The 23,550-nt window shown below is 71.5% G+C and carries 20 protein-coding genes; 11 read left to right on the top strand and 9 right to left on the bottom strand.

Translation table 11 applies throughout. The features are described 5' to 3' along the window. Positions 1-92: 92 nt before the first annotated feature. The 3 genes from QFZ82_RS15585 to QFZ82_RS15575 are packed head-to-tail and all read right to left on the bottom strand — an operon-like array spanning position 93 to position 1,395. Positions 93-344, bottom strand: a complete 252-nt coding sequence (locus QFZ82_RS15585) for a hypothetical protein (RefSeq protein WP_177152121.1) — start codon at positions 342-344, stop codon at positions 93-95. Then, positions 341-868, bottom strand: coding sequence for a sigma factor-like helix-turn-helix DNA-binding protein (locus QFZ82_RS15580; RefSeq protein ID WP_373429288.1), 528 nt, complete (start codon positions 866-868; stop codon positions 341-343). Before QFZ82_RS15580 ends, QFZ82_RS15585 begins: the two co-directional genes overlap by 4 nt. A gap of 14 nt (positions 869-882) precedes the next feature. After that, positions 883-1,395 (bottom strand): MarR family winged helix-turn-helix transcriptional regulator, encoded by a 513-nt coding sequence (locus QFZ82_RS15575; protein ID WP_307713755.1) that lies wholly within the window; start codon positions 1,393-1,395, stop codon positions 883-885. A 154-nt stretch (positions 1,396-1,549) separates the two neighbouring features. Between QFZ82_RS15575 and ilvA the strand changes: the two genes are divergently transcribed. The 3 genes from ilvA to QFZ82_RS15560 all read left to right on the top strand — a co-directional run bounded on the left by ilvA (position 1,550) and on the right by QFZ82_RS15560 (position 4,845). Continuing rightward, entirely contained in the window at positions 1,550-2,779 is a 1,230-nt protein-coding gene (gene ilvA / locus QFZ82_RS15570) for a threonine ammonia-lyase (RefSeq protein WP_307713754.1), read from the top strand. Positions 2,780-2,974: 195 nt separating this feature from the next. Continuing rightward, positions 2,975-3,997 (top strand): ATP-binding cassette domain-containing protein, encoded by a 1,023-nt coding sequence (locus QFZ82_RS15565; RefSeq protein WP_307713753.1) that lies wholly within the window; start codon positions 2,975-2,977, stop codon positions 3,995-3,997. Continuing rightward, on the top strand, positions 3,994-4,845 hold the full coding sequence (locus QFZ82_RS15560) for an ABC transporter permease (protein WP_307713752.1): 852 nt from the start codon (positions 3,994-3,996) through the stop codon (positions 4,843-4,845). The genes QFZ82_RS15565 and QFZ82_RS15560 overlap by 4 nt, the downstream gene beginning before the upstream one ends. A 79-nt stretch (positions 4,846-4,924) precedes the next feature. Here QFZ82_RS15560 and greA read toward each other — a convergent pair whose 3' ends face one another. Then, complete coding sequence (greA, locus tag QFZ82_RS15555) at positions 4,925-5,422, bottom strand: transcription elongation factor GreA (RefSeq protein WP_177152127.1); 498 nt, start codon at positions 5,420-5,422, stop codon at positions 4,925-4,927. A gap of 174 nt (positions 5,423-5,596) precedes the next feature. After that, positions 5,597-6,004 (bottom strand): DUF4307 domain-containing protein, encoded by a 408-nt coding sequence (locus QFZ82_RS15550; RefSeq protein ID WP_177152128.1) that lies wholly within the window; start codon positions 6,002-6,004, stop codon positions 5,597-5,599. Positions 6,005-6,102: 98 nt separating this feature from the next. On the opposite strand from QFZ82_RS15550, the gene mca reads away from it, so the two are divergent. Next, positions 6,103-6,984, top strand: a complete 882-nt coding sequence (gene mca / locus QFZ82_RS15545) for a mycothiol conjugate amidase Mca (RefSeq protein WP_307713751.1) — start codon at positions 6,103-6,105, stop codon at positions 6,982-6,984. Next, positions 6,977-7,219, top strand: a complete 243-nt coding sequence (locus QFZ82_RS15540; RefSeq protein ID WP_307713750.1) for a hypothetical protein — start codon at positions 6,977-6,979, stop codon at positions 7,217-7,219. Before mca ends, QFZ82_RS15540 begins: the two co-directional genes overlap by 8 nt. Positions 7,220-7,415: 196 nt before the next feature. Here the strand turns inward: QFZ82_RS15540 and QFZ82_RS15535 are convergent, their stop codons facing one another. Further along, a complete protein-coding gene (locus QFZ82_RS15535; RefSeq protein WP_307713749.1) occupies positions 7,416-10,622 on the bottom strand; it encodes a tetratricopeptide repeat protein in 3,207 nt (1,068 codons plus the stop codon). 112 nt (positions 10,623-10,734) lie between these two features. Then, the gene (locus QFZ82_RS15530) at positions 10,735-11,043 is read right to left on the bottom strand and encodes a hypothetical protein (protein WP_307713748.1); all 309 of its coding nucleotides are present in this window, start codon (positions 11,041-11,043) and stop codon (positions 10,735-10,737) included. Between the two features lie 220 nt (positions 11,044-11,263). Between QFZ82_RS15530 and QFZ82_RS15525 the strand changes: the two genes are divergently transcribed. From QFZ82_RS15525 to QFZ82_RS15505, 5 genes are all read left to right on the top strand, one after another. Continuing rightward, entirely contained in the window at positions 11,264-13,282 is a 2,019-nt protein-coding gene (locus tag QFZ82_RS15525) for a thioredoxin domain-containing protein (RefSeq protein WP_307713747.1), read from the top strand. Positions 13,283-13,482: 200 nt separating this feature from the next. After that, on the top strand, positions 13,483-14,754 hold the full coding sequence (locus tag QFZ82_RS15520) for a glycosyltransferase (RefSeq protein ID WP_307713746.1): 1,272 nt from the start codon (positions 13,483-13,485) through the stop codon (positions 14,752-14,754). Further along, the gene (locus tag QFZ82_RS15515) at positions 14,751-16,430 is read left to right on the top strand and encodes an ArnT family glycosyltransferase (RefSeq protein ID WP_373429287.1); all 1,680 of its coding nucleotides are present in this window, start codon (positions 14,751-14,753) and stop codon (positions 16,428-16,430) included. The genes QFZ82_RS15520 and QFZ82_RS15515 overlap by 4 nt, the downstream gene beginning before the upstream one ends. Then, a complete protein-coding gene (locus QFZ82_RS15510; RefSeq protein ID WP_307713745.1) occupies positions 16,427-17,629 on the top strand; it encodes a glycosyltransferase family 2 protein in 1,203 nt (400 codons plus the stop codon). Before QFZ82_RS15515 ends, QFZ82_RS15510 begins: the two co-directional genes overlap by 4 nt. A 95-nt stretch (positions 17,630-17,724) precedes the next feature. Beyond that, positions 17,725-20,091 carry a glyoxal oxidase gene (locus tag QFZ82_RS15505; RefSeq protein ID WP_307717728.1) on the top strand — a complete coding sequence of 789 codons (2,367 nt, stop codon included), beginning with the start codon at positions 17,725-17,727 and terminating at the stop codon, positions 20,089-20,091. Between the two features lie 95 nt (positions 20,092-20,186). Here the strand turns inward: QFZ82_RS15505 and QFZ82_RS15500 are convergent, their stop codons facing one another. Further along, positions 20,187-20,792 (bottom strand): TetR/AcrR family transcriptional regulator, encoded by a 606-nt coding sequence (locus QFZ82_RS15500; protein WP_307713744.1) that lies wholly within the window; start codon positions 20,790-20,792, stop codon positions 20,187-20,189. After that, on the bottom strand, positions 20,789-21,469 hold the full coding sequence (locus QFZ82_RS15495) for a hemolysin III family protein (RefSeq protein ID WP_307717727.1): 681 nt from the start codon (positions 21,467-21,469) through the stop codon (positions 20,789-20,791). Before QFZ82_RS15495 ends, QFZ82_RS15500 begins: the two co-directional genes overlap by 4 nt. A 256-nt stretch (positions 21,470-21,725) precedes the next feature. On the opposite strand from QFZ82_RS15495, the gene QFZ82_RS15490 reads away from it, so the two are divergent. Continuing rightward, on the top strand, positions 21,726-23,543 hold the full coding sequence (locus tag QFZ82_RS15490; RefSeq protein WP_307713743.1) for a phosphoenolpyruvate carboxykinase (GTP): 1,818 nt from the start codon (positions 21,726-21,728) through the stop codon (positions 23,541-23,543). Positions 23,544-23,550 lie beyond the last annotated feature (7 nt).

Genomic DNA, 23,550 nt, shown 5'->3' with positions numbered 1-23,550 from the left:
TCGCTGGGTGCCGCTCGTTTCCAGGATAGATCCGGAGGGACCGGCGGACGCGGCAGGACGGACGACCTCGCCGCGGTGCGCGTCGTCGCACGTCAGAAGCCTTCGAGCGGCGGTGTCGTCTCCGACGGCGGCGCCACCCACGGCTGGTTCACCGTCGCCCACACCGCGAAGGCGAGGGCCGCGGCGACGATCAGCAGCCAGGCCGCCCGGCGCAGCGCGCGCCGGCGGCGCAGCAGTCGTCCGCCGTGGGTCGCGGCGCGGACGCCGAGATCGGCGGGCACGGCGGGCAGGGGGCCCTCCATCATCCGGCGGACCTCGCTCTCCTTGCGGTCGGCGCCGCTCATGACGCCGCCCGCAGCCGGGCCGCCGGAGGCCGGGGCGGAGTGCTGCGCATGACGGCGACGGCCCGTGTGCAGATCGCGCGCACCCGGTCCGCGGGGATGCCCAGCAGCGCGGCGGTCTGCTCCTCGGCGACCCCTTCGTACAGCCGCAGCACCAGGATCAGGCGCTCCTGCGGGCTGAGCCGGGCGAGCACCCCGTCCCCCGAGCGGTGGTGACGCCAAGCGCCGCGCGCGAAGCGGTTGGCGAGCTCCTGGCGGGTGCGGTCGTACGGGTCCTCTCCGCGCAGCCGGTCCCAGTCGGCGTAGGTGCGGGCGAGCGCGGCGGTGAGCAGGTGCTGCGCGTACGGGTTGGCGCCCGCGGGCTCGGCCGTGAGCAGGGTCGCGGCGTGCAGCAGCCGGCCGGCCGCGCCCGCCACGAAGGCGTCGAATTCCCGGGCACGGCGGCGGTCCCTGGCCGGATTCCGCTCGCTCACGTCCTCATATAGGGCCCATGCCGCGTCCCCGGTCAAGGGGTCGGCGGGGGCCATCGGCCCCGCCCTGGTCAGGAGGCCGGCGAAGCCTCCGCCTCCGCCGGCGGCAGCCCGGCCTGGCGGGCGGACAGGGCGGTGTTGAAGCGGGTGAGCAGGGTGCAGAACGACTCGCGCTCGCTCTCCGTCCAGCCTTCCGTGACCTGCCGCATCAGTTCGCGCCGCGAGGCGCGGACCTCGTCGAGGCGGGCCTGGCCGCGGGGGGAGAGCTGCAGGACGACGGCGCGGCCGTCCTCCGGGTGCGAGGTGCGCTTGACCAGGCCGGTGTCGACGAGCGGAGCGACCTGGCGGGTCACGGTCGACGAGTCGATCCCCATGCCCGCCGCGAGCGCCTTGACGCCCATGGGGCCTTCCTGGTCGAGGCGGTTGAGCAGCAGGTAGGCGGCGCGGTCCATGGAGTTGCGGACCTGGCCCACGCCACCGAGCCGGGTCTGTTCCGCGCGCCGGGCGAAGACGGCCACCTGGTGCTGGAGGGCATCGAGGAGGCCGGGAGCGAGATCTGTCGTCATGTCCTGTGAAGTGGGCATGGCAGTGGGGGGCTCTCTCGTGCGGTGGTCGGTTGGTGGGGGACAGAGTACGCGGCCGGGCCGTGGCGCGTACGGGCGCTGCACAATCCTGCGGCAGACCGCCCGGGATTCGGACGGCGGCCCGGTCGGCGGGGCGAACTGCGAGACTTGTGCCATGAGCTTCCGCACGCCCGAGATCCTGCGCTCCGTCATCCTCGACGACATCCGCGGAGCCCAGAAGATGCTGGCCGGGGTGGCGCGGATGACGCCGATGGAGGGCAGCAGGCACCTGACGCGGCTCGTGGGGGCGCCCGTCCACCTGAAGTGCGAGAACCTGCAGCGCACCGGGTCGTTCAAGCTGCGCGGGGCCTATGTGCGCATCGCCGGCCTGCGGCCGGAGGAGCGCGCGGCCGGAGTGGTCGCCGCGTCCGCCGGCAACCACGCGCAGGGTGTCGCGCTGGCGTCGTCGCTGCTCGGGGTGCGCTCCACCGTCTTCATGCCGGTCGGCGCCCCGCTGCCGAAGGTGGCCGCGACGCGGGAGTACGGCGCGGACGTGCGGCTCGTGGGGCACGTGGTCGACGAGACGCTGGCGGCGGCCGAGCAGTACGCGCGCGAGACGGGCGCGGTGTTCATCCACCCCTTCGACCACCCGGACATCGTGGCGGGCCAGGGCACGGTCGGGCTGGAGATCCTGGAGCAGTGCCCGGAGGTGCGGACGATCCTCGTCGGCGTCGGCGGCGGCGGTCTCGTGGCCGGCATCGCCGTGGCGGTGAAGGCGCTGCGGCCCGATGTGAAGGTGATCGGCGTGCAGGCGGAGGGCGCGGCGGCCTATCCGCCCTCGCTGGCGGCGGGGCGGCCGGTGTCGATCGAGGCGCCGACGACGATGGCGGACGGGATCAAGGTCGGCCGGCCCGGGGACGTGCCGTTCAAAATCATTGGCGATCTTGTGGACGACGTCCGTACGGTCTCCGAGGACGAGCTCTCCAGCGCGCTGCTGCTCTGTCTGGAGCGGGCCAAGATGGTGGTCGAGCCGGCCGGGGCGAGCACGGTGGCGGCGCTGCTGAGCGATCCTGCGTCGTTCGACGGCCCGGTGGTCGCACTGCTGTCGGGCGGCAACGTGGATCCGCTGCTGATGCAGCGCATCCTGCGTCACGGCATGGCGGCGGCGGGACGGTACCTGTCGCTGCGGCTGCGTCTGACGGACCGTCCGGGCGCGCTGGCCGGGCTGCTGGGGGCGCTGTCGGTGGCGGACGCCAACGTCCTCGACGTGAGTCATGTGCGGACCGATCCGCGGCTCGGGCTCACGGAGGTCGAAGTGGAACTGCACCTGGAGACGAAGGGGCCGGAACATTGCGAGGAGGTCGCGGCGGCCCTGCGTGCCAAGGGTTACACCATCCTCGACTGAGGCCCGCCGGGTCGGCGGGCGCTCCGGCGGCCACCGCGCGGCATCCGTGCGCTCCGAGTGTCGCGACTCGCTTGATGAGACGCGATGTATCGCGATACTGTGAACACATGACCGCATCCGCCTGTGTGGATGCGCGTTCCTTTGCATGCTTGCGTCCAGAAGTGACCCATTCCACCTGTCCCTTGGGAGACCCCCATGCCAGGCGCCATCCACGCGGAAGGTCTGGTGAAGACCTTCGGCGACGTCAGGGCACTCGACGGCGTCGATCTCGACGTCCCGGAAGGCACGGTCCTCGGACTTCTCGGCCCGAACGGCGCCGGCAAGACGACCACCGTGCGCGTGCTGACCACCCTCCTCCGGCCCGACAGCGGCTCCGCCGTCGTCGCCGGGATCGACGTCCTCAAGCACCCCAACGAGGTGCGCAGGTCCATCGGCCTGTCCGGTCAGTTCGCCGCCGTCGACGAGTACCTGACCGGCCGGGAGAACCTCCAGATGGTCGGCCGGCTCTACCAGATGAACGCGCGCGCCGCGAAGATCCGCGCAGGCGAGCTGCTGGACCGCTTCAACCTCGCCGAGGCCGCCGACCGCCCCGCCAAGACCTACTCCGGCGGCATGCGCAGGCGGCTCGACCTGGCCGCGGCACTGGTCGTCTCCCCGCCGGTGATGTTCATGGACGAGCCGACCACCGGTCTCGACCCGCGCAACCGTCAGCAGCTGTGGGAGGTCATCCAGGAGCTCGTCAGGGGCGGTACGACCCTGCTGCTCACGACGCAGTACCTGGAGGAGGCCGACCACCTCGCCGACACCATCTGCGTCGTCGACCACGGCAAGGTGATCGCCCGCGGCACCGCCGACCAGCTCAAGGCGCGTACCGGCGGCGAACGCGTGGAGGTCGTCGTCCACCAGCCCGAGGAGATCGCCCCCGCCCGTGAGGTCCTCGCCGCCTACGGCAAGGGCGACGTCACGGTCGCCGAGCACACCCGCAAGCTGACCGTCCCGGTCACCGGCGGCGCCAAGCTGCTGGCCGAGGTCATCCGCGACCTCGACTCCCGCGGCGTGGAGATCGACGACATCGGTCTGCGCCGGCCCACCCTCGACGACGTGTTCATCTCGCTGACCGGGCACGCGGCCGAGGTCGCCGACGAGAGTGACGACGGGGAACAGGAGGCCCGGTCCCAGGCCCACGGCCGCAAGAACCGGAAGGAGAGCGCGAAGTGAGCACCTCAGTGGACGCCGCCACCGTCGTGGCCCCCCGGCCGCGCGGCGGTTTCGGGCAGTCGGTCAGCGACTCGCTCGTCGTCGCCAAGCGGAACCTGATCCGCATGACCCGGATCCCCGAGATGATCATCTTCGGCATGATCCAGCCGGTCATGTTCGTGGTGCTGTTCAGTTACGTCTTCGGCGGCTCGATGCAGATCGGCCAGTCGACCTCCCCGGAGGTCTACCGCGAGTTCCTGATGGCCGGCATCTTCGCCCAGACCGTCACCTTCGCCACCGCGGGCGCGGGCGCGGGCATCGCCGACGACATGCACAAGGGCCTCATCGACCGGTTCCGCTCACTGCCGATGGCCCGCGGCGCGGTCCTCACCGGCCGTACGCTCGCCGACCTCGTGCAGACCGCGCTGACCGTCGTCGTCCTCGTGGTCGTCGCACTGCTCGTCGGCTGGCGGGCCCACGAGGGCATCGCCAAGGCCCTCGGCGCCTTCGCCCTGCTGCTTCTGCTCGGATACGCGTTCTCGTGGATCGGCGCCCTGATCGGACTCTCGGTCCGCACGCCCGAGGCGGCCACCTCCGGCGGCCTGATCTGGCTCTTCCCGGTCACGTTCATCTCGAACGCCTTCGTGGACTCCAGCAAGCTCACCCCGTGGCTGCGGCACATCGCGGAGTGGAACCCCTTCAGCGCCACCGTCCAGGCCTGCCGCGAGCTCTTCGGCAACCCCGGCGCCTCGCCGTCGGACGCCTGGCCGATGCAGCACCCCGTGATCGCCTCGATCGTCTGGTCGCTCGTCATCATCGCGGTCTTCCGGACCCTCGCCGTGCGCAAGTACCGCTCGGCGACCGCCTGAGCGGCCCCGGCCGGACAGCGGGAAGGGGCCGGACCGCGCCTGGCGCGGTCCGGCCCCTTCGCCGTGCGATGCGGGGGGATCAGCCGGTGTACGGCTTGGCCTCGAGGATCTTCACCATGGCCTTCTTGCCGTTCGGCAGCTCGTACTCGGCCTCGTCGCCGACCTTCTTGCCGTTCACACCGACGCCCAGCGGCGACTGCGGCGAGTAGGTCTCGATGTCCGAGCTCGCGTACTCCCGCGACGCCATCAGGAAGGTCAGGGTGTCGTCCTCGTCGCCGTCGAAGGCGATCGTGACGACCATGCCGGGCTCGACGATGCCGTCGTCCGCGGGGGCCTCGCCGACCTTCGCGTTGTCCAGGAGCTGGGTCAGCTGGCGCACACGGAGCTCCTGCTTGCCCTGCTCCTCCTTGGCCGCGTGGTACCCGCCGTTCTCCCGCAGGTCGCCCTCCTCACGGGCCGCCTCGATCTTCTTGGCGATCTCCGTGCGCGCGGGACCAGACAGGTACTCCAGCTCGGCCTTGAGCTGGTTGTACGCCTCCTGGGTGAGCCAGGTGACGTTGTCGCTGGTCTGGGTCACAGGTGCTCCTCGTAGGTACTGGGATACAAAGCATCGCCCTACTCAGAAGGATTGTCCGTCCCGAGTGGGCGAAACCACGAGCCTAACAATTCCGGGGCGAAAGGGGGAGGACAAAACCGATCAGGAGGAAAAGGCCCTGGTCAAACGAGTGACCCGCCCGGTGGAACCGCGCGGTCAGGCGGCGCGGCAGCCCACCAGCTCGGCGCTCGTCGCCTGCTCGGTCGTACGGATCTTCACGACCTGGTCGATCCTGCTCTCGCCCGTACGGCCGATCCGCACGTCCAGGCGGCCGACCTCGCCGCCGGCCTCCGAGAGCGAGCGCAGGGTGCAGGTGCCGGTGGCGTCCTTGTCCTTGCGCACCTCCAGGTGCACCTGGACCTCGTTCGCGCCCTCGACGACATCGAACTTGATCACCTCGGCGCTGATCTTCTGGCCGGCGATGTAGTCGTAGCCGAACCAGCCGACCATCGCGAGCAGCCCCGCGCCGAGCACGGCGCCGGTCATGCGCAGCCTGCGGTCCGCGCGCTCGTCCGCGGAGCGGCCGTAACGCCCCTGCGGTAGCTCCTCGCGTACAGCCGCCATGATCGTTCCTCTCGAGTGCCGGTGGCACAGGAATTTTCCGTCCGCCGATTCGGTCACTATAGAAGCCGCACGACGCGACGAATCATGAGGATCGAGTCTTGACTGAGCAGCTTCGACTGATGGCCGTGCACGCCCACCCCGACGACGAGTCGAGCAAGGGCGCGGCCACGATGGCCAAGTATGTGTCCGAGGGGGTGGACGTGCTGGTCGTGACCTGCACGGGAGGCGAGCGCGGCTCCATCCTCAACCCCAAGCTCCAGGGCGACGCCTACATCGAGGAGCACATCCACGAGGTCCGCAAGAAGGAGATGGACGAGGCCCGGGAGATCCTCGGCGTCAAGCAGGAGTGGCTCGGCTTCGTCGACTCCGGCCTGCCGGAGGGCGACCCGCTGCCGCCGCTGCCCGAGGGCTGCTTCGCGCTGGAGGACGTCGACAAGGCCGCGGGGGAGCTGGTGCGCAAGATCCGTGCGTTCCGTCCGCAGGTCATCACGACGTACGACGAGAACGGCGGTTACCCGCACCCCGACCACATCATGACCCACAAGATCACGATGGTGGCCTTCGACGGCGCGGCGGACACCGAGACGTTCCCCGAGTCCGAGTACGGACCGGCGTACCAGCCGCAGAAGCTCTACTACAACCAGGGCTTCAACCGCCCGCGCACGGTCGCCCTGCACGAGGCGCTCCTCGCGCGCGGCCTGGAGTCCCCGTACGGGGAGTGGCTGGAGCGCTGGAAGGAGTTCCAGCGCGCCGAGCGCACGCTGACCACGTACGTGCCGTGCGCCGAATTCTTCGAGGTCCGCGACAAGGCGCTGATCGCGCACGCGACGCAGATCGATCCGGACGGCGGCTGGTTCCGCGTGCCGATGGAGATCCAGAAGGAGGTCTGGCCGACGGAGGAGTACGAGCTGGCGAAGTCGCTCGTCGATACCTCCCTCCCCGAGGACGACCTCTTCGCGGGCATCCGGGACAATGCCTGACATGAGCGCAAGCGCAAACCTCGCCCTGACGCACGTCGCCACCCTCGCCAAGGAGCTCGACGAGAACAAGGTCACCCCCGGTGTCCTGGGCTTTCTCGTGTTCGCGGCCCTGGCGGTCGGTGTGTGGGCCCTGATGAAGTCGATGAACCGGCACATGGGCCGCGTGAACTTCGAGGAGGAGCCGGAGCCGACGCGGGAGCCCGCGTCGCGTAAGCCGGCGGGCGACTCGGCCTGACGGCCCGCGCCCGGCCCCGCGGGAGCCGGGCCGGGCCTCGTCGTTGCCCGGGACGGGCGCGGTGCTCGTTCGCCGGGCGGGGCCCCTGCTGCTTCGTCGGCGGCTTCCCGCCGCTGGGCGCGGCACGCCCTGCGGGCGTGTCCTCAAGCGCCGGACGGGCTGGGGTGAGCCCATGCCGGACGGGCCGGGCAACGACTCACTTGCGGGCGTCCAGGGGGACGCCCATCACCTCCCGCGCGTGGCGGGTCGGGACCAGGCCCAGATGCCAGGCCTGCCAGCCGTCCTCCAGGCGGATGCCGCGGTCCAGCATCACCGTCAGCGCCTCCGCGCAGTCCTCCAGCTTCGCGTCCCTGAAGGCGTGCGGGGACGCCATCAGTTCGGCCAGTTCCTCCTGCGCCACCACCGTGCCGACCTCCGTCCCGCCCGGGGACGCGTACGGCAGCAGCGTGCAGCGCAGGAACGCCGCCCAGTCCCCGCCGCGACGGTCCTCGTAGGACGCGAACAGCTCCGCCGCCTCGTCGCACAGTGCCAGCGCCTGCGGGGCCCGGTTGTTCCCCGCGTCGATCAGGGCCAGCTCCAGGCACGTCCACGCCTCGCCGTGGGCGACCTTGATGCGGGCGAAGTCCGCGCGAGCGTCCATCAGCAGCTGCCGGGCGAATCCCGAGTTGCGCAGGTTGCCCGTCTGCGCCGCCCGCTGGTCGCGCGTGACGCGGCCCGAGTGGTGGCGCGCGCAGGCCAGCCCGTACACGTCCCGCATCCGCGAGAACATCGTCCGCGACCGCTCCAGCTCGCGCACCGCCTCGTCCCGGTCGCCGCGTTCCTCCAGGGCCTGGCCCAGGTAGTACAGGGTCCACGCCTCGCCGCGGGCGTCCTCGTTCTCCCGGTGACGGGACAGCGCCGCACGCAGCTCGTCCACCGCCGCGCCCGGATCGCCGTCCACCAGCCGGGCCCGCGCCAGCTGGGTCAGCGCCCACGCCTCGCCGCGGTCGTCGCGGGTGCGGCCGTACAGGTCGAGCGCCGTGCGCAGCGCCGCCTCTGCGTCCGCGACGTCCCCCATCCGCAGGCACACCTGCCCCAGCTGGAACTGCGTCCACGCCTCGCCGTGCAGCGACTCCCCCTCGCGGTGCAGCCGCAGCGCGGTCTCCAGCAGCCGCAGCGCCTCCGCCAGGTTGGCCCGGTCGCGTTCCACCGCGGCCAGGGCGTGCAGTGACCACGCGCGGTCCTCGGCCTGCTCGGGCGAGGACTGCAGCTCGATGGCCTCGTGCAGTCTCGCCGCCGCCTCCGTCAGGTTGCCCTGGTGGTGCAGCGTGATGCCGAGCGAGCACAGCGCGAGTGCCGCGCCCGCGTCGTGCTGCGCCTCCCGGTACAGGCCGACGACGGACGACAGCGTCGTCCGCGCCTTGTCCAGCTCGCCGAGCTGACGGGCCGCGATACCCGTACGCCAGCGCACCGAACGCTCCAGCAGCCCCTGGTCCACCGCCTGCGACAGTTCCGTGAGCTCGCCCAGTCGGTACAGGTCGCCGCGCAGCAGGCAGTAGTCGCACAGCGCCCCGAGCAGCCCGAGCACGGCCTGCTGGTCGACGCCCTCGGCGTGCCGCAGCGCGGAGGTGATGAAGCTCGACTCGTCGTCGAGCCAGCGCAGCGCCGCGTCCAGTGACGCGAAGCCGTGCGCGCCGAACTGGCCGGCCCGGGTCGACATCTTCCCGTCGACCATGCGGATCACCGCCCCGGCCAGGTCCGCGTAGTTCCCGATCAGCCGCTCCTGCGCGGCCGTGCGGTCCTTCGCGTCCTCCTCGTCCAGCAGCCGGGCCCGTGCGAAGGCCCGCACGACGTCGTGCAGCCGGTAACGGCTCGCCCGTACGTGGTCGACGAGCCCCGCCCGCGCCAGTGTCGCGAGCAGCCGCTGCGCCTCCTGCTCGTCCGCGCCGAGCAGCGCCGCCGCGGCCGCCGCCCCGAGCGAGGCGCGCCCGGCCAGCGCCAGGCGGCGCAGCAGCCGTCGTGCCTGCTCGGACTGGTCGGTGTACCGCAGCCACAGGGCACGCTCCACCGGGTCCACCGGCCCATAGGCCCCCAGGTCCGCGGCCAGCCGGTCCGGGCTGCGCTCGCCCAGGGACGAGCCCGCGATCCGCAGCGCCAGCGGCAGCCCGCCGCACAGCTCACGGACCGCGTCGGCGGCCTGGGCGTCGTACGGCGCGGCCGAGGGCTCCGCGGCGACGGCCCGCAGCAACTCGTCGGCGCCCGCCGCGTCCAGGGCCTCCACCGGAAGCCGGTGGATCCAGGCGGGAACGTCGTCCGGCAGCTCCAACGGACGGCGCGCCGTCACCAGCACCAGGCTGTCCGAGCGCTCCGGCAGCAGCGTCCGCACCTGCTCGGCGTCGCTCGCGTCGTCGAGGACGACGGTCACCGGCAGGCCCGTCAGATGCTGGTGGTACAGCTCGCCGAGCCGCCGCACCTGCTGCTCAGGCGAGGACCGCTCGCGGAACAGCAGCTGCTCGCGCGGCGCGCCCAGTCGGTTCAGCAGGTGCAGCAGCGCGTCCCGCGTGGACAGCGGACGTCCGCTCTCGCCGCGCAGATCCACCACGCACGCGCCCCGGAACTGGTCCTTGAGATGGTGCGCCGCCCGCACCGCCAGGGTTGTACGCCCCGAGCCGGGCTCGCCGTACAGCACGACGACCGTCGGCCGTGTCTGCGTCGCCGCGCGCGCCGCGTGCACCCACTGGGCGATCTGCGTCAGCTCCTCGCGCCTTCCCGTGAACGGCCCGCCGGACTCGGGGAGATGAGCGAACGACTGCTCCAGCACCGACCGGCGGCGCGCCGCCGCGCTGCGGTCGGCGCCGCGCAGCTGCGGTGCCGCCGCGGCCTTCTTCGCCGGCCGCGCCGCGGACGCCAGCATCCGCTGCTGGTCCAGGAACGGGCGGATGCCCCGTACCTCCAGCGCCGTCAGCCACTGCAGGCGCAGCTGCTCCACGCCGCCCGGTTGCCCCGCCGCGCCCGCCCTGCGGTGCGCCGCCGGCCAGTGCGACGCGGTGACCTTGGCGACCGTGGTCGCGGCCCCCGCGACCGCGACGACGGCCCCCGCGCCGAGCGCCGTGCCGGCCGCGGTGCCCAGCGCGATGTCCGCGCCGATCGCCGCGACGGCCGCGACCGCCGTCACCAGCGCGGGCGTCGACAGATTCCGCCTGCTGAACCGCTCGGAGAGCGCCGGCTGCCCCGCCTCGGCCTCCGCGAGCGCCTGCTCGTACGCGGCGTACTCCTCTGCGGCGCTCGCGGCCATGCCGTCCAGCGCGGCCTGTCCGCGGGCGAGCAGGACCGGGCCGTCCGTCCGTCCCCCGGTCCGCCGCACCTCTTCCTCGACGGCGCGGCCCAACAGCCGCTCCGCTTCCGCCCGGTGGCTGTCGCGCATGTCCGTTCCCCCTAGAAGTACGTCAATTTCGTTCGTCTACCCACTCGTTGCGGCGTCAAGTGTCCTGCGCGGGAAGGCGCATGGGGAGGGGCGGGCGGGACGGCCCTGGGGTTCAGAGGACTCCGGCATGGCGGTTGTGCATACGCAAGCCGGTGCACATGACATCGGCGAGCAGCCCGGCCAGGGTGGCCACCGCGTCCCGGTCCTTGTGCCCCGGCGGACACTCGGCGCCTTCGTAGAAGTAGGGCAGCAGCTTGCGGTCCAGCAGGTGCAGCTCCAGCTCGCGCAGCCCCGCGAGCGCGGCCTCGTTCGCTGCGATCGCGGCGGTCGTGTGGCCGATCCGGGTCTGCACCATCGCCATGCGGGTCGCGACGACGGAGATCACGATGGCGGCAACGGCCAGGCCGGTCTCGATGTTCATGCGGCCGGGTCGCGTAACGGGAAGGGGCGGCCACCGGCCGCGCGCCGAGTCGTCATGCGGAAAGTGTGCCGCGCGCACGAGGCCGGCGGGAGTGTGCCGCGTCAGGTCGACGTCCCGCGACGCACCGATTCCGCGGCGTGAGCAGCCCGCCACGGCCCGTTCCCTCGAACCCGCTCGTGCCGCATGGGCACCGCCCCGGCCCGTGCGCCAGGATGGGGGTATGGCCAACCGACTTGCGCACGCCACCTCCCCCTACCTCCTCCAGCATGCCGAGAACCCCGTCGACTGGTGGCCCTGGTCCGACGAGGCCTTCGACGAGGCGCGCAGGCGGGGGGTGCCGGTGCTGCTGAGCGTCGGGTACTCGAGCTGCCACTGGTGCCACGTCATGGCGCACGAGTCGTTCGAGGACGATGCCACGGCGGCCGTGATGAACGAGCACTTCGTGTCCGTGAAGGTCGACCGCGAGGAGCGGCCCGACGTCGACGCCGTCTACATGGAGGCCGTGCAGGCCGCGACCGGGCAGGGCGGCTGGCCCATGACCGTGTTCATGACCCCGGACGGGGAGCCGTTCTACTTCGGTACGTACTTCCCGCCCGAGCCCCGGCACGGCATGCCCTCCTTCCAGCAGGTGCTGGAGGGCGTCACCGACGCCTGGCGGGACCGGAGGGCCGAGGTGACCGAGGTCGCGGAGAAGATCACCCGCGACCTCGCCGGGCGCTCGCTGGCCCACGGCGGCCAGGGCGTACCCGGCGAGGAGGAGCTCGCCCAGGCGCTGCTCGGGCTGACCCGGGAGTACGACGAGCGGCACGGCGGGTTCGGCGGCGCCCCGAAGTTCCCGCCGTCGATGGCGGTGGAGTTCCTGCTGCGCCACCACGCCCGCACCGGCGCCGAAGGGGCGCTGCAGATGGCGGCCGACACCTGCGAGGCGATGGCGCGCGGCGGGATCTACGACCAGCTCGGCGGCGGATTCGCCCGGTACTCGGTGGACCGCGAGTGGGTGGTGCCCCACTTCGAGAAGATGCTCTACGACAACGCGCTGCTCTGCCGGGTCTACGCCCACCTGTGGCGAGCCACCGGCAGTGACCTGGCGCGGCGCGTCGCGCTGGAGACCGCCGACTTCATGGTGCGCGAACTGCGCACGGCAGAGGGCGGTTTCGCCTCCGCGCTCGACGCGGACAGCGACACGCCCGACGGCGGGCACGCCGAGGGCGCGTTCTACGTCTGGACGCCCGCGCAGCTGCGCGAGGTGCTCGGCGACGCGGACGGCGAGCGGGCCGCCGGGCTGTTCCGGGTGACCGAGGAGGGCACCTTCGAGGAGGGCGCCTCCGTGCTGCAGCTGCCCGGCGCCGAAGCCGGTCCCGAGCTGCGGGCGCGGCTGCTCGCGGCACGGGAGGAGCGGCCCCGGCCCGGCCGGGACGACAAGGTGGTGGCCGCCTGGAACGGGCTCGCGATCGCCGCGCTCGCCGAGACGGGCGCGTACTTCGACCGCCCGGACCTGGTGGAGCGGGCCACGGAGGCCGCCGACCTGCTGGTGCGGCTGCACATGGACTTCTCGGCCGGCGGCGTACGCATGCACCGCACGTCCAAGGACGGCCGCGCCGGCGCCAACGCGGGTGTCCTGGAGGACTACGCCGACGTCGCCGAGGGCTTCCTCGCGCTCGCCGCGGTCACCGGGGAGGGGACCTGGCTGGAGTTCGCCGGGTTCCTGCTGGACATGGTCATCGACCGGTTCAGGGGCGAGGGCGGGGCGTTCTACGACACCGCCCACGACGCCGAGCAGCTGATCCGCCGGCCCCAGGACCCCACCGACAGCGCGGCTCCCTCCGGCTGGTCCGCGGCGGCCGGAGCCCTGTTGTCGTACGCCGCCCACACCGGGTCCGAGGTCCACCGCACCGCCGCCGAAGGCGCGTTGGGCGTCGTCAAGGCACTGGGCCCCCGGGCGCCGCGCTTCATCGGATGGGGGCTCGCGGTGGCGGAGGCGCTGCTGGACGGGCCGCGCGAGGTGGCGGTCGTGGGCGCGCAGGGCGACCCTCACCGCCGCGAGCTGCACCGGGTCGCGCTGCTCTCCACGGCCCCGGGCGCGGTCGTGGCGGCGGGCGAGGCGGACGGGGAGGAGTTCCCGCTCCTGCGGGACCGTCCTCTGGTGAATGGCAGTGCGGCCGCCTACGTCTGTCGCGCGTTCGTGTGCGACTCGCCCACCACAGACGCGGCGGAATTGGGCCGAAAGCTCACCCACTGAACATCGTCGGCCACATATGACGTCGTCGGCCACATTTATCGGGCGACCAGCGGAATGAAACGTACCGCCCCTATGGTCCGTACGACCAGTCGGACCACCCGACGCGTGCGCACGGGGAATTGACGCACGCCGGGGATTTTCTGTGTGCGTCGTACGGCCAGGGGGTCCTTTGCCGCGACGCAGGGGGCCAAGGGGGGCTCGTGCTCATATCGGTGCTCGTTGTTGCCATTTCCGCTGCGCTGTTCTGGATGGCGGCGTTCACGCTCTGGTGGCAGATGCATGCCTGGCGCACGCCGGAGACGCTGGCGTCGACCCGTTTCGACCGGCCCGACGGCCGTGCCGGGCTGTCCTTCTCACTGCTCCTGCCCGCCCGCCACGAGCAGGCGGTGCTGGAGCACACCATCGAACGGCTGCTGGAGTCCAGTCACACGAACTTCGAGATCATCGTCATCGTCGGCCACGACGACCCGCAGACCACCGCCGTCGCCGAACGGGCCGCCGACCGTGACCCGGTGCGGGTACGGGTCGTCACCGACACCCACGAGGTGAAGAACAAGCCGAAGGCGCTGAACACCGCGCTGCCGCACTGCCGCGGCGACATCGTCGGGGTCTTCGACGCCGAGGACCAGGTGCACCCGGAGCTCCTCGCACACGTCGACCACGCCTTCACCACCACCGGCGCGGACGTCGTCCAGGGCGGGGTGCAGCTGATCAACTTCCACTCCAGCTGGTACAGCCTGCGCAACTGCCTGGAGTACTTCTTCTGGTTCCGCAGCCGGCTCCACCTGCACGCCCTGAAGGGCTTCATCCCGCTCGGCGGCAACACCGTCTTCGTCCGCACCACCGTGCTGCGCGAGGCCGGCGGCTGGGACCCCGAGTGCCTGGCCGAGGACTGCGACCTGGGCGTACGGCTGTCGTCCGTCGGCAAGAAGGTCGTCGTCGCCTACGACAGCGACATGGTCACCCGCGAGGAGACCCCCGGCACGCTGATGAGCCTGCTCAAGCAGCGCACCCGCTGGAACCAGGGCTTCCTCCAGGTCTACCGCAAGAAGGACTGGAAGCAGCTCCCGGGCCGCGGGCAGCGGATGCTCGCCCGCCACACCCTGATGACGCCGTTCTTCCAGGCGTTCTCCGGAGTGATCATCCCGCTGAACGTCGGCATCGCGCTCTTCCTCGACGTCCCCGTCGGGATCGCCATCGTCACCTTCCTGCCGCTGATCACGGCCATGGTCACGTTCGTCTTCGAGGTCGTCGGACTGCACGACTTCGGGGTGCAGTACGGCCTGCGCGTCCGCCTCGTCCACTACGTCAAGCTCGTCGTCGGCGGCCCGTTCTACCAGATGCTCCTCGCCGGCGCCGCGGTGCGCGCGGTCTGGAGGGAGCAGCGCGGCCGCAACGAGTGGGAACTGACCCGCCACGTCGGCGCGCACCTCACCGGCCCGGCCGAGACCCGTGAGGAGGCCCGCCGGTGACGACCACCGTGCCTTCCGTGCCCGAGGCGCCGGAAGCCACCGTCACCGTGCCCGGTCAGCGCACCGCACCGGCGGCGCCCGGTTTCGTCCGGCCCGTGATACGGTTCCGCGGCTCGCGGCCCGATCTGCTGCTCTGCGCCGCCCTGTTGTGCGTGATCATGGTCGTCCAGGGCTGGAACATCACCCGCTTCCCCGCGCTCAGCGACGACGAGGGCACCTACCTCGCCCAGGCGTGGGCCGTCCAGCAGGGCGAGGGGCTCGGCCACTACACGTACTGGTACGACCATCCGCCGCTCGGCTGGATCCAGATAGCGTTCCTGACCTGGATCCCGTCGCTGATCGCACCCGAGTCGATGACCGTCGCCACGATGCGCTTCGCGATGCTCGTGGTCAGCGCGGTGTGCGCGGTGCTGCTGTACGTGCTGGCACGCCGGCTCTTCCTGCCGCGCTGGGCGGCGGGGCTCGCGATGCTGCTGTTCGGCCTCTCGCCGCTGTCGGTCGTCCTCCAGCGGGAGATCTTCCTCGACAACATCGCGGTGATGTGGATGCTCCTGGCGTTCTGCCTGGCCGCGTCCCCGAGCCGCCACCTGTGGCACCACTTCGCCGCGGGGCTCGCGGCGGCGACCTCGGTGCTCACCAAAGAAACGATGCTGCTGGTGCTGCCCGGGCTGCTGGCGAGCATGTGGCGGCACAGCCACCCCGACACCCGCAAGTTCGCGGTGACCGGCGGGGTCACCGCGTGCGTGCTGATCGGCCTGTCGTACCCGCTGTACGCGCTGCTCAACAGCGAGCTGTTCCCCGGCCCGGGCCACGTGTCGCTGATCGGCGGGATCACGTACCAGATGAGCCGGCCCGGCTCCGGCTTCATCCTCGACGAGGGCTCGGGCTCGCACGGGGTCCTCACGTCCTGGCTCTACTACGACACGGTCCTGCCGCTCGGCGGACTGGCCGGCGCGGCCCTGCTGCTGCTCACACTGCGCTGGTCGGTGACGGCGCGGGCGCTGGCGGGCCCCGCGCTGACGGTCGCGATCCTCGCGGCGGTGGCGATGCGCCCGTCGGGCTACCTCCCGGCGATGTACGTGATCCAGGCGCTGCCGTTCCTCGCGCTGGTCCTGGCAGGCGGCGCGGCCAGCGTGGCCCACGCGGTGCTGCGCCGCCCCGGGGGGCGTTTCCAGCCCCGGAGGGGCTGGAACGTGCCGGACCGCCTCGTGAGAGGCACGCGCATCGGCGGGGCCACCCTGCTCGCGCTGGCCGCCACCGCGTACATCGCCCCCCGCTGGTACGACGGCAACCGCACCGCCCTCACCGTCGACGCCAACGCCCCCTACCGTGCCGCGGCCGCCTGGCTCCAGGACGAGGCGGACGACCCCGCCCGCACGAGGGTGCTCGTCGACGACGCCCTGTGGCTGGACCTGGTGCACGACGGCTTCACGCCCGGCACCGGCGCCATCTGGTTCTACAAGGCCGACCTCGACCCCGCCGTCACGAAGACCCTGCCCGGCGGCTGGCGGGACATCGACTACGTCGTCTCGTCCCCGACCGTGCGACGTGACGCGGTCGACCTGCCCACCGTGAAGTCCGCTCTGGAGCATTCGACGCCGGTCGCCGTGTTCGGCGAGGGCGAGGACCGTATCGAGATCCGCCGAGTCGGCCGGATCGCTGGAGGCCAATTGTGACCACCCCCCGTACGGATGCCGAGGAAGTCGGCGATCCGGAGCTGAGTGCTGCCCAGGTCCCCGAGCCAGGCGCCGTCACCCTCGTGATCCCGACCTTCAACGAGTCCGGAAACATCCGCGCGTTGCTCCGCCGGCTCACCGAGTCCGTCCCCTCCCGGATGCCCTGCGAGGTCGTCTTCGTCGACGACTCGACCGACGACACGCCCGACGTGATCCGCGCCGCCGCCCAGGACTGCCCCTTCCCGGTCTCCGTACTCCACCGCGACGAGCCGGCCGGCGGGCTCGGCGGCGCCGTCGTGGAGGGCATGAAGCAGGCGGGTTCCGACTGGATCGTGGTCATGGACGCCGACCTGCAGCATCCGCCCGCGCTCGTACCGGAGTTGGTGGCGGCGGGGGAGCGGGCGTCGGCCGACCTCGTCGTCGCCAGCCGGTACATCAGGGGCGGCAGCCGGGAAGGTCTCGCCGGCGGCTACCGCATCGCCGTCTCCCGCGGCGCGACCTGGCTGACCAAGGGCCTGTTCCCCGGGCGGCTGCGCGGCATCAGCGACCCGATGAGCGGCTTCTTCGCCATCCGCCGCAGCGTGGTGACCCCCGGCGTCCTGCGGCCGCTCGGCTACAAGATCCTGCTGGAGCTGGCAGTGCGCTGCCGGCCCGAGACGGTCGCGGAGGTGCCGTTCGTCTTCCAGGACCGGTTCGCCGGCGAGTCCAAGTCGACGGCCCGGGAAGGGATGCGGTTCCTCGGCCACCTCGTCGGGCTGCGCACCGCGTCGCCCGTGGCGCGGATGATCGCGTTCGGACTGATCGGGCTCACCGGCTTCGTACCGAACCTGCTGGGACTGCACCTGCTGACCGCTGCGGGCATGCACTACCTGCCGGCCGAGATCGTGGCCAACCAGTTCGGGGTGGTCTGGAACTTCCTCCTCATCGAGGTGCTGCTCTTCCGCGGCCGTCGCCATCACCGGCACTGGGCGGACCGCGTCTGCCGGTTCGCACTGCTCGCCAACGCCGATCTGCTGCTGCGCATCCCGCTCATCGCCCTGTTCGTCGGCCGGCTGGACATGGCGGTGCTGCCCGCGACCGCGCTGGCGCTGCTGACCACGTTCGTGCTCCGGTTCGCGGCGACGGAGGCGCTGGTCTACCTGCCGCGCAGGAGGAACGCACCGCGTGCCGCCCGAGCCGGCGCACGTGTCAGCCCCTGACAGAGAGCCGCACGGAAGGAACGGACCTCATGCCACCACCATTTCGGAACTCGTCCCCGCGCAGACGCCGCACCGCCCTGCTCGCGGTCGGCGCCATGACCACGGCCCTCCTCGTCTCCGCGCCGCAGTCGGCGCAGGCGGGGCCGCCCAACCTGATCTCCAACCCCGGCTTCGAGACGGCCGGCACCGGCGACATGCCGGCCTGCTGGTCCACGTCCGGCTGGGGCGACAACGACTTCTCCTTCGAGACCGTCGCCGACGCCCACTTTGGCTCGAAGGCGATGAAGGTCTCGCTGACGCGCCGCGTCGACGGCGACCGCAAGGCGCTGATCACCGAGAACACGACCTGCGCGCCGACGGTCACGCCCGAGAGGCAGTACGACCTCTCCCTCTGGTACAAGTCCACGACCCCCGACACGTCGATCACTCTCTTCCGGCGCGACACGACGGCGGGCTGGCAGTACTGGACCGACCTCAAGGCCCTGGACATGAGCGCCGGTTACCAGCGCGCCGAGGTCCGTACACCCGCCGTCCCGCCCGGCACCGACAAGATCGCCTGGGGTGTGTCGGTGTACGGGACCGGCTCGGTCACGACCGACGACTACGTGATGGAGGAGGTGTCCGTCCCCGCCCCCGCACCGCAGTGCACGGGCACCCCCGAGGAGTGCATCGAGGGCCGCTGGGACGTCCTGCCCGTGAAGAACCCGGTGCGCTCCATGCACTCGGTCGTGATGCACAACAGCAAGGTGCTCGTCATCGCGGGCTCGGGCAACGACCCGGCGCAGTTCGCGGCGGGCACGTTCACCTCCGCGGTGTACGACCCGGCGAAGGGCACGTTCCGTACGATCCCGACGCCGGTCGACATGTTCTGCGCGGGCCATGTGCAGCTCCAGGACGGCAAGATCCTGATCATGAGCGGCAACAAGGGCTATCCGTCCGCCGACGGCAGGATCGGCTACCAGGGCCTGAAGGACTCGTACGTCTTCGACCCCGAGACCGAGACCTACACCCGCACGAACGACATGCACGACGGCCACTGGTACCCGTCGGCGACGATCCTCGGCAACGGCGACGTCATCTCCTTCGGCGGACTGAAGCAGGACTCCACCGGCAACGTGACCGCGGAGAAGTTCTCCGCCGCGCAGAACAAGTGGCTGCCGATCGACGAGGTCGAGCAGACCTGGTCGTACTGGGGCCTGTACCCGTCGATGATCCTCATGCAGGACGGCCGGCTCTTCTACTCCGGCAGCCACACCTTCGGCAACGGCACACCCGGCACCGGCGCCTCCGTCTACGACTACGAGGCCAACACCGTCACCGACGTCCCGGGCCTGCAGGCCAAGGACGTGCGTGACCAGTCCGTCAGCGTGCTGCTGCCGCCCGCGCAGGACCAGCGGGTGCTGACGATGGGCGGCGGCAACGTCAACACGAATCCGGCCGCCAACCGGTACACCGACATCATCGACCTCAAGCAGCCCGACCCGGCTTACGTGCACGGCCCGTTGCTGCCGCAGGGCGAGGTCGACCAGGGCCAGGGACGGCGTCCGCAGACCGGTGCCGAGGGCAAGATGTACGTCTCCGCGGTGCTCCTGCCGGACGGGAAGGTCTTCGAGACGGGCGGCGCGCTGCACGACCGGGCCGACCCGGTGTACGAGGCGTCCTTCTTCGACCCGGTGACGAACACCTACGAGGCGGGCCTCGCGACGGACCCGATCCCGCGCGGCTACCACTCGTCGTCGTTCCTGCTCCCGGACGGCCGGGTGATGTCGGTCGGCGACAACCCGGGCAACGGCACGTACAACCACAACGTGTCCCTCTACACGCCGCCGTACCTGCTCAAGGGCGCACGTCCGCAGATCACGTCGGTGATCGACGGGGAGTGGACGTACGGCGACACGCAGCGGATCACGGTGGACCGCCCGATCGCCAAGGCGGAGCTGATCCGCCCGGCGGCGGTGACGCACTCGTCCGACCCGAACCAGCGCTTCGTGGACCTGCCGATGACCGTCGACGGCAACAACGTCGACCTGAACGTCACCAGCAACCCGAACCTGGCGCCGCCGGGCTGGTACATGCTGTTCGCCGTCGACGCGAACGGGGTGCCGTCGGTGGCGAAGTGGGTGCACCTCGGGGGCCCGGCGGCGATGGCCGCGGACGCCCCGTCGGCGCATGTGCACTCCTTCGCCGACGCGCCGGCCAAGGCGCCGAAGAAGCCGCTGAAGAAACGGAGTTCGGCGCCGGTGAGGCCGCAGATCGCCGGATGCGACCGGCACTACGGGGCCGCGGGTGTCTGCGTGCCGGCCGTTTTCCCGAAGACCGTGAGGCGGACGACGGCGGCACGCTGCGCGTGGCTGAAGGCGCACGACTACGGCCGGCTGACGGTGAACGGCGCGGACGACCCGTTGCGCCTCGACCCGGACCGTGACGGGGTGGCGTGCGGGAAGGGGGACGTGAGGCGGTAGCGGGTCCGCCGCGGTCCGGGGGCTGCTGCCCTCGGACCGCCCGGCCGCGAGGACCACGCGGGGCCATGCCACCGCACTCCCCCGCCCGACCCGCGCTAATGGAGGCTTACTCCGCCCTTCAGCGCCCGCAGCGTACGGTCCGTCAGCTCGACCGGATCGTCCTGGTGACCGTGCTCCGCCCAGTGGAGGATCACCTCGCGCAGCGCCGCCAGCACCGTCGCCGTGAGCACCCGCACCTCCAGGTCGTCGCGGTGACGCCCGGTGCGGTCGGCCACCGCTCGGGCCAGCAGCCCGGCGGTGGTGGCCAGGTTCTCGGACATCCGGGCGCGGACCGCCGGGATCTCCGCCATCAGCCGCGTGCGCTGGACGAAGTCCTCGCGGTCGTCCTCGACGACGGTCCGCACCGCGTCCGTCAGGACGGCCCGCAGGGACTCCAGGGGGTCCTCCCCGGTGTCGGGCCTCGCCCGCAGCCGCACCTCCAGTGCCGGGGCGTACTCGTCGCCGACGACGATGTCCTCCTTGGCGGGGAAGTAGCGGACAACCGTGGACGCGGACACCTCCGCGGCCGCCGCGATCCGCTCGATCGTCGTCGCGTGGTACCCCTGCTCGGCGATCAGGCGGTACGCGGCGCGGCGGATCGCGGTCCGCGTCTTGAGCTTCTTGCGCTCACGCAGGCCTGGGCGCTGCGGTGCCGGCCTCACGAGTGCCGGTACGCCACCAGCGAGATCCCCACGTAGTGGACGATGAACGCCGCGAGCGTGAGGGAGTGGAAGACCTCGTGGAAGCCGAACCAGCGCGGTGAGGGGTTGGGGCGCTTCATCCCGTAGATCACGCCGCCCACGCTGTAGAGCAGTCCGCCGACGATGATCAGCACCAGGACGGCGACCCCGCCCTCCCGCAGGAAGTCGGGCAGGAAGAACACGGCGGCCCAGCCCATCGCGATGTAACAGGGCGTGTACAGCCAGCGAGGGGCGCCGACCCAGAACACCCGGAAGGCGATGCCCGCCAGCGCCGCGGCCCACACCGCCCACAGCAGCACCCGGCCGGTGGAGTGGGGGAGCAGGAGCAGGGTGAGCGGGGTATAGGTGCCCGCGATGATCAGGAAGATGTTCGCGTGGTCGAGCCGACGCAGTACGGCGGTGGCCCGCGGTCCCCAGGTGCCCCGGTGGTAGAGCGCGCTGACGCCGAACAGCAGGCAGGCGGTCAGGACGTAGATCGCGCAGGCTGTCCGCCCGCGGGTCGAGTCGGCGAGCGCGATGAGGACCACCCCGGCGATCAGGACGGCGGGGAACATCCCGGCGTGCAGCCAGCCCCGCAGCCTCGGCTTCACCGGCTGGGGGCACCTCCCGGGCCCGCAGGGCCCAGGGGGAGGGTCCATCTCCGTCACTTCGGGCGAGGCTGCAGTCATGCCCGGCATGTTACCTACGCGCCCGTAGGTCACGGGAGGGAGTGGCCGTGCTCACGCATCAGTGGCCATGCTCACGTGAGGGGTCCTCTGGACATATGGGCACTCGGCACCGATGATCAGATGAGTGCGGTCGGCACCGGATGAGCGCCAGCCACAAGTAGGCCGAAGCATCCGGGTCGCAGCCCCCACGGGGCAACAACCCATATCCCCTCATTTAGGAGCGATCGTGGCGCGCGACATCGCGGCTCCCCTGCCCACCAACCACCAGAAACTGATCGCCTGGATCGACGAGATCGCGGCGATCACGCAGCCGGACGAGATCGTCTGGTGCGACGGCTCGGAAGCCGAGTACGACCGGCTGTGCGAGGAACTGGTGGCCAAGGGGACCTTCAGGAAACTGGACCCGATCAAGCGCCCGAACTCGTACTACGCCGCATCCGACCCCACCGACGTCGCCCGCGTGGAGGACCGCACCTTCATCTGCTCCGAGAAGGAGGCGGACGCGGGCCCCACGAACCACTGGAAGGCCCCGGGGGAGATGAAGGAGATCTTCGCTGGCGAAGCGGGGATCTTCCGTGGCTCGATGAAGGGCCGGACGATGTACGTCGTCCCGTTCTGCATGGGGCCCCTCGGCTCGCCGCTGTCCGCGATCGGCGTCGAGATCACCGACTCCGCCTACGTCGCGGTCTCCATGCGCACCATGACCCGCATGGGACAGCCGGTCCTCGACGAGCTCGGCACCGACGGCTTCTTCGTCAAGGCGGTCCACACGCTGGGCGCGCCGCTCGAGGAGGGCCAGGAGGACGTTCCGTGGCCGTGCAACTCCACCAAGTACATCTCGCACTTCCCCGAGACCCGTGAGATCTGGTCGTACGGCTCCGGCTACGGCGGCAACGCCCTGCTCGGCAAGAAGTGCTACGCCCTGCGCATCGCCTCCGTCATGGCCCGCGACGAGGGCTGGCTGGCCGAGCACATGCTGATCCTCAAGCTGACCCCGCCGCAGGGCGAGTCGAAGTACGTCGCCGCCGCGTTCCCGTCCGCCTGCGGCAAGACGAACCTCGCCATGCTGGAGCCCACGATCTCCGGCTGGACGGTCGAGACGATCGGCGACGACATCGCCTGGATGCGCTTCGGCGAGGACGGCCGCCTCTACGCGATCAACCCCGAGGCCGGCTTCTTCGGTGTCGCGCCGGGTACCGGCGAGCACACCAACGCCAACGCCATGAAGACCCTGTGGGGCAACGCGGTCTTCACCAACGTCGCCCTCACCGACGACAACGACGTGTGGTGGGAGGGCATGACCGAGGAGGCGCCGAAGCACCTCACGGACTGGAAGGGCAACGACTGGACTCCGGACTCGCAGACCCCGGCCGCGCACCCCAACGCCCGCTTCACCGTCCCCGCGTCGCAGTGCCCGATCATCGCGCCGGAGTGGGAGGACCCCAAGGGCGTGCCGATCTCGGCGATCCTCTTCGGCGGCCGCCGCGCCTCCGCCGTCCCACTGGTGACCGAATCCTTCGACTGGCAGCACGGCGTCTTCCTCGGCGCGAACGTCGCCTCCGAGAAGACCGCCGCCGCCGAGGGCAAGGTCGGCGAGCTGCGCCGCGACCCGTTCGCCATGCTGCCGTTCTGCGGCTACAACATGGGCGACTACATGGCCCACTGGATCAAGGTCGGCAAGAGCGCGGACCAGACCAAGCTGCCGAAGATCTACTACGTGAACTGGTTCCGCAAGAACGACGCGGGCAAGTTCGTCTGGCCCGGCTTCGGCGAGAACAGCCGCGTCCTGAAGTGGATCGTGGAGCGCCTGGAGGGCAAGGCCGAGGGCGTCGAGACCCCCATCGGCATCCTGCCGACGCGTGACGCGCTCGACACCGAGGGCCTGGACCTGCCCGAGGAGGACCTCGACTTCCTGCTCAAGGTCGACGCCGACGTGTGGCGCGAGGAGGCCGCCCTGGTCCCCGAGCACCTCAACACCTTCGGCGACCACACGCCCAAGGAGCTGTGGGACGAGTACCGCGCGCTGGTTTCCCGCCTGGGCTGAGCCGTTC

Source organism: Streptomyces sp. V4I23 (assembly GCF_030817975.1).
Classification (GTDB): domain Bacteria; phylum Actinomycetota; class Actinomycetes; order Streptomycetales; family Streptomycetaceae; genus Streptomyces.
The sequence above is the reverse complement of the archived record's forward strand: the minus strand, read 5'-3'. Positions and strand labels throughout refer to the sequence as shown.

Excerpts from the sequence above, each read along its gene's own strand:
- QFZ82_RS15525 (WP_307713747.1), top strand. The coding sequence starts at position 11,264 with ATGGCCAACCGACTTGCGCACGCCACCTCCCCCTACCTCCTCCAGCAT.
- QFZ82_RS15535 (WP_307713749.1), bottom strand. The coding sequence starts at position 10,622 with ATGCGCGACAGCCACCGGGCGGAAGCGGAGCGGCTGTTGGGCCGCGCC.
- QFZ82_RS15550 (WP_177152128.1), bottom strand. The coding sequence starts at position 6,004 with ATGGCGGCTGTACGCGAGGAGCTACCGCAGGGGCGTTACGGCCGCTCC.
- QFZ82_RS15575 (WP_307713755.1), bottom strand. The coding sequence starts at position 1,395 with ATGCCCACTTCACAGGACATGACGACAGATCTCGCTCCCGGCCTCCTC.
- QFZ82_RS15505 (WP_307717728.1), top strand. The coding sequence starts at position 17,725 with ATGACCACGGCCCTCCTCGTCTCCGCGCCGCAGTCGGCGCAGGCGGGG.
- QFZ82_RS15495 (WP_307717727.1), bottom strand. The coding sequence starts at position 21,469 with ATGGACCCTCCCCCTGGGCCCTGCGGGCCCGGGAGGTGCCCCCAGCCG.
- QFZ82_RS15585 (WP_177152121.1), bottom strand. The coding sequence starts at position 344 with ATGAGCGGCGCCGACCGCAAGGAGAGCGAGGTCCGCCGGATGATGGAG.
- QFZ82_RS15565 (WP_307713753.1), top strand. The coding sequence starts at position 2,975 with ATGCCAGGCGCCATCCACGCGGAAGGTCTGGTGAAGACCTTCGGCGAC.
- ilvA (WP_307713754.1), top strand. The coding sequence starts at position 1,550 with ATGAGCTTCCGCACGCCCGAGATCCTGCGCTCCGTCATCCTCGACGAC.
- QFZ82_RS15580 (WP_373429288.1), bottom strand. The coding sequence starts at position 868 with ATGGCCCCCGCCGACCCCTTGACCGGGGACGCGGCATGGGCCCTATAT.
- QFZ82_RS15530 (WP_307713748.1), bottom strand. The coding sequence starts at position 11,043 with ATGAACATCGAGACCGGCCTGGCCGTTGCCGCCATCGTGATCTCCGTC.
- QFZ82_RS15540 (WP_307713750.1), top strand. The coding sequence starts at position 6,977 with ATGCCTGACATGAGCGCAAGCGCAAACCTCGCCCTGACGCACGTCGCC.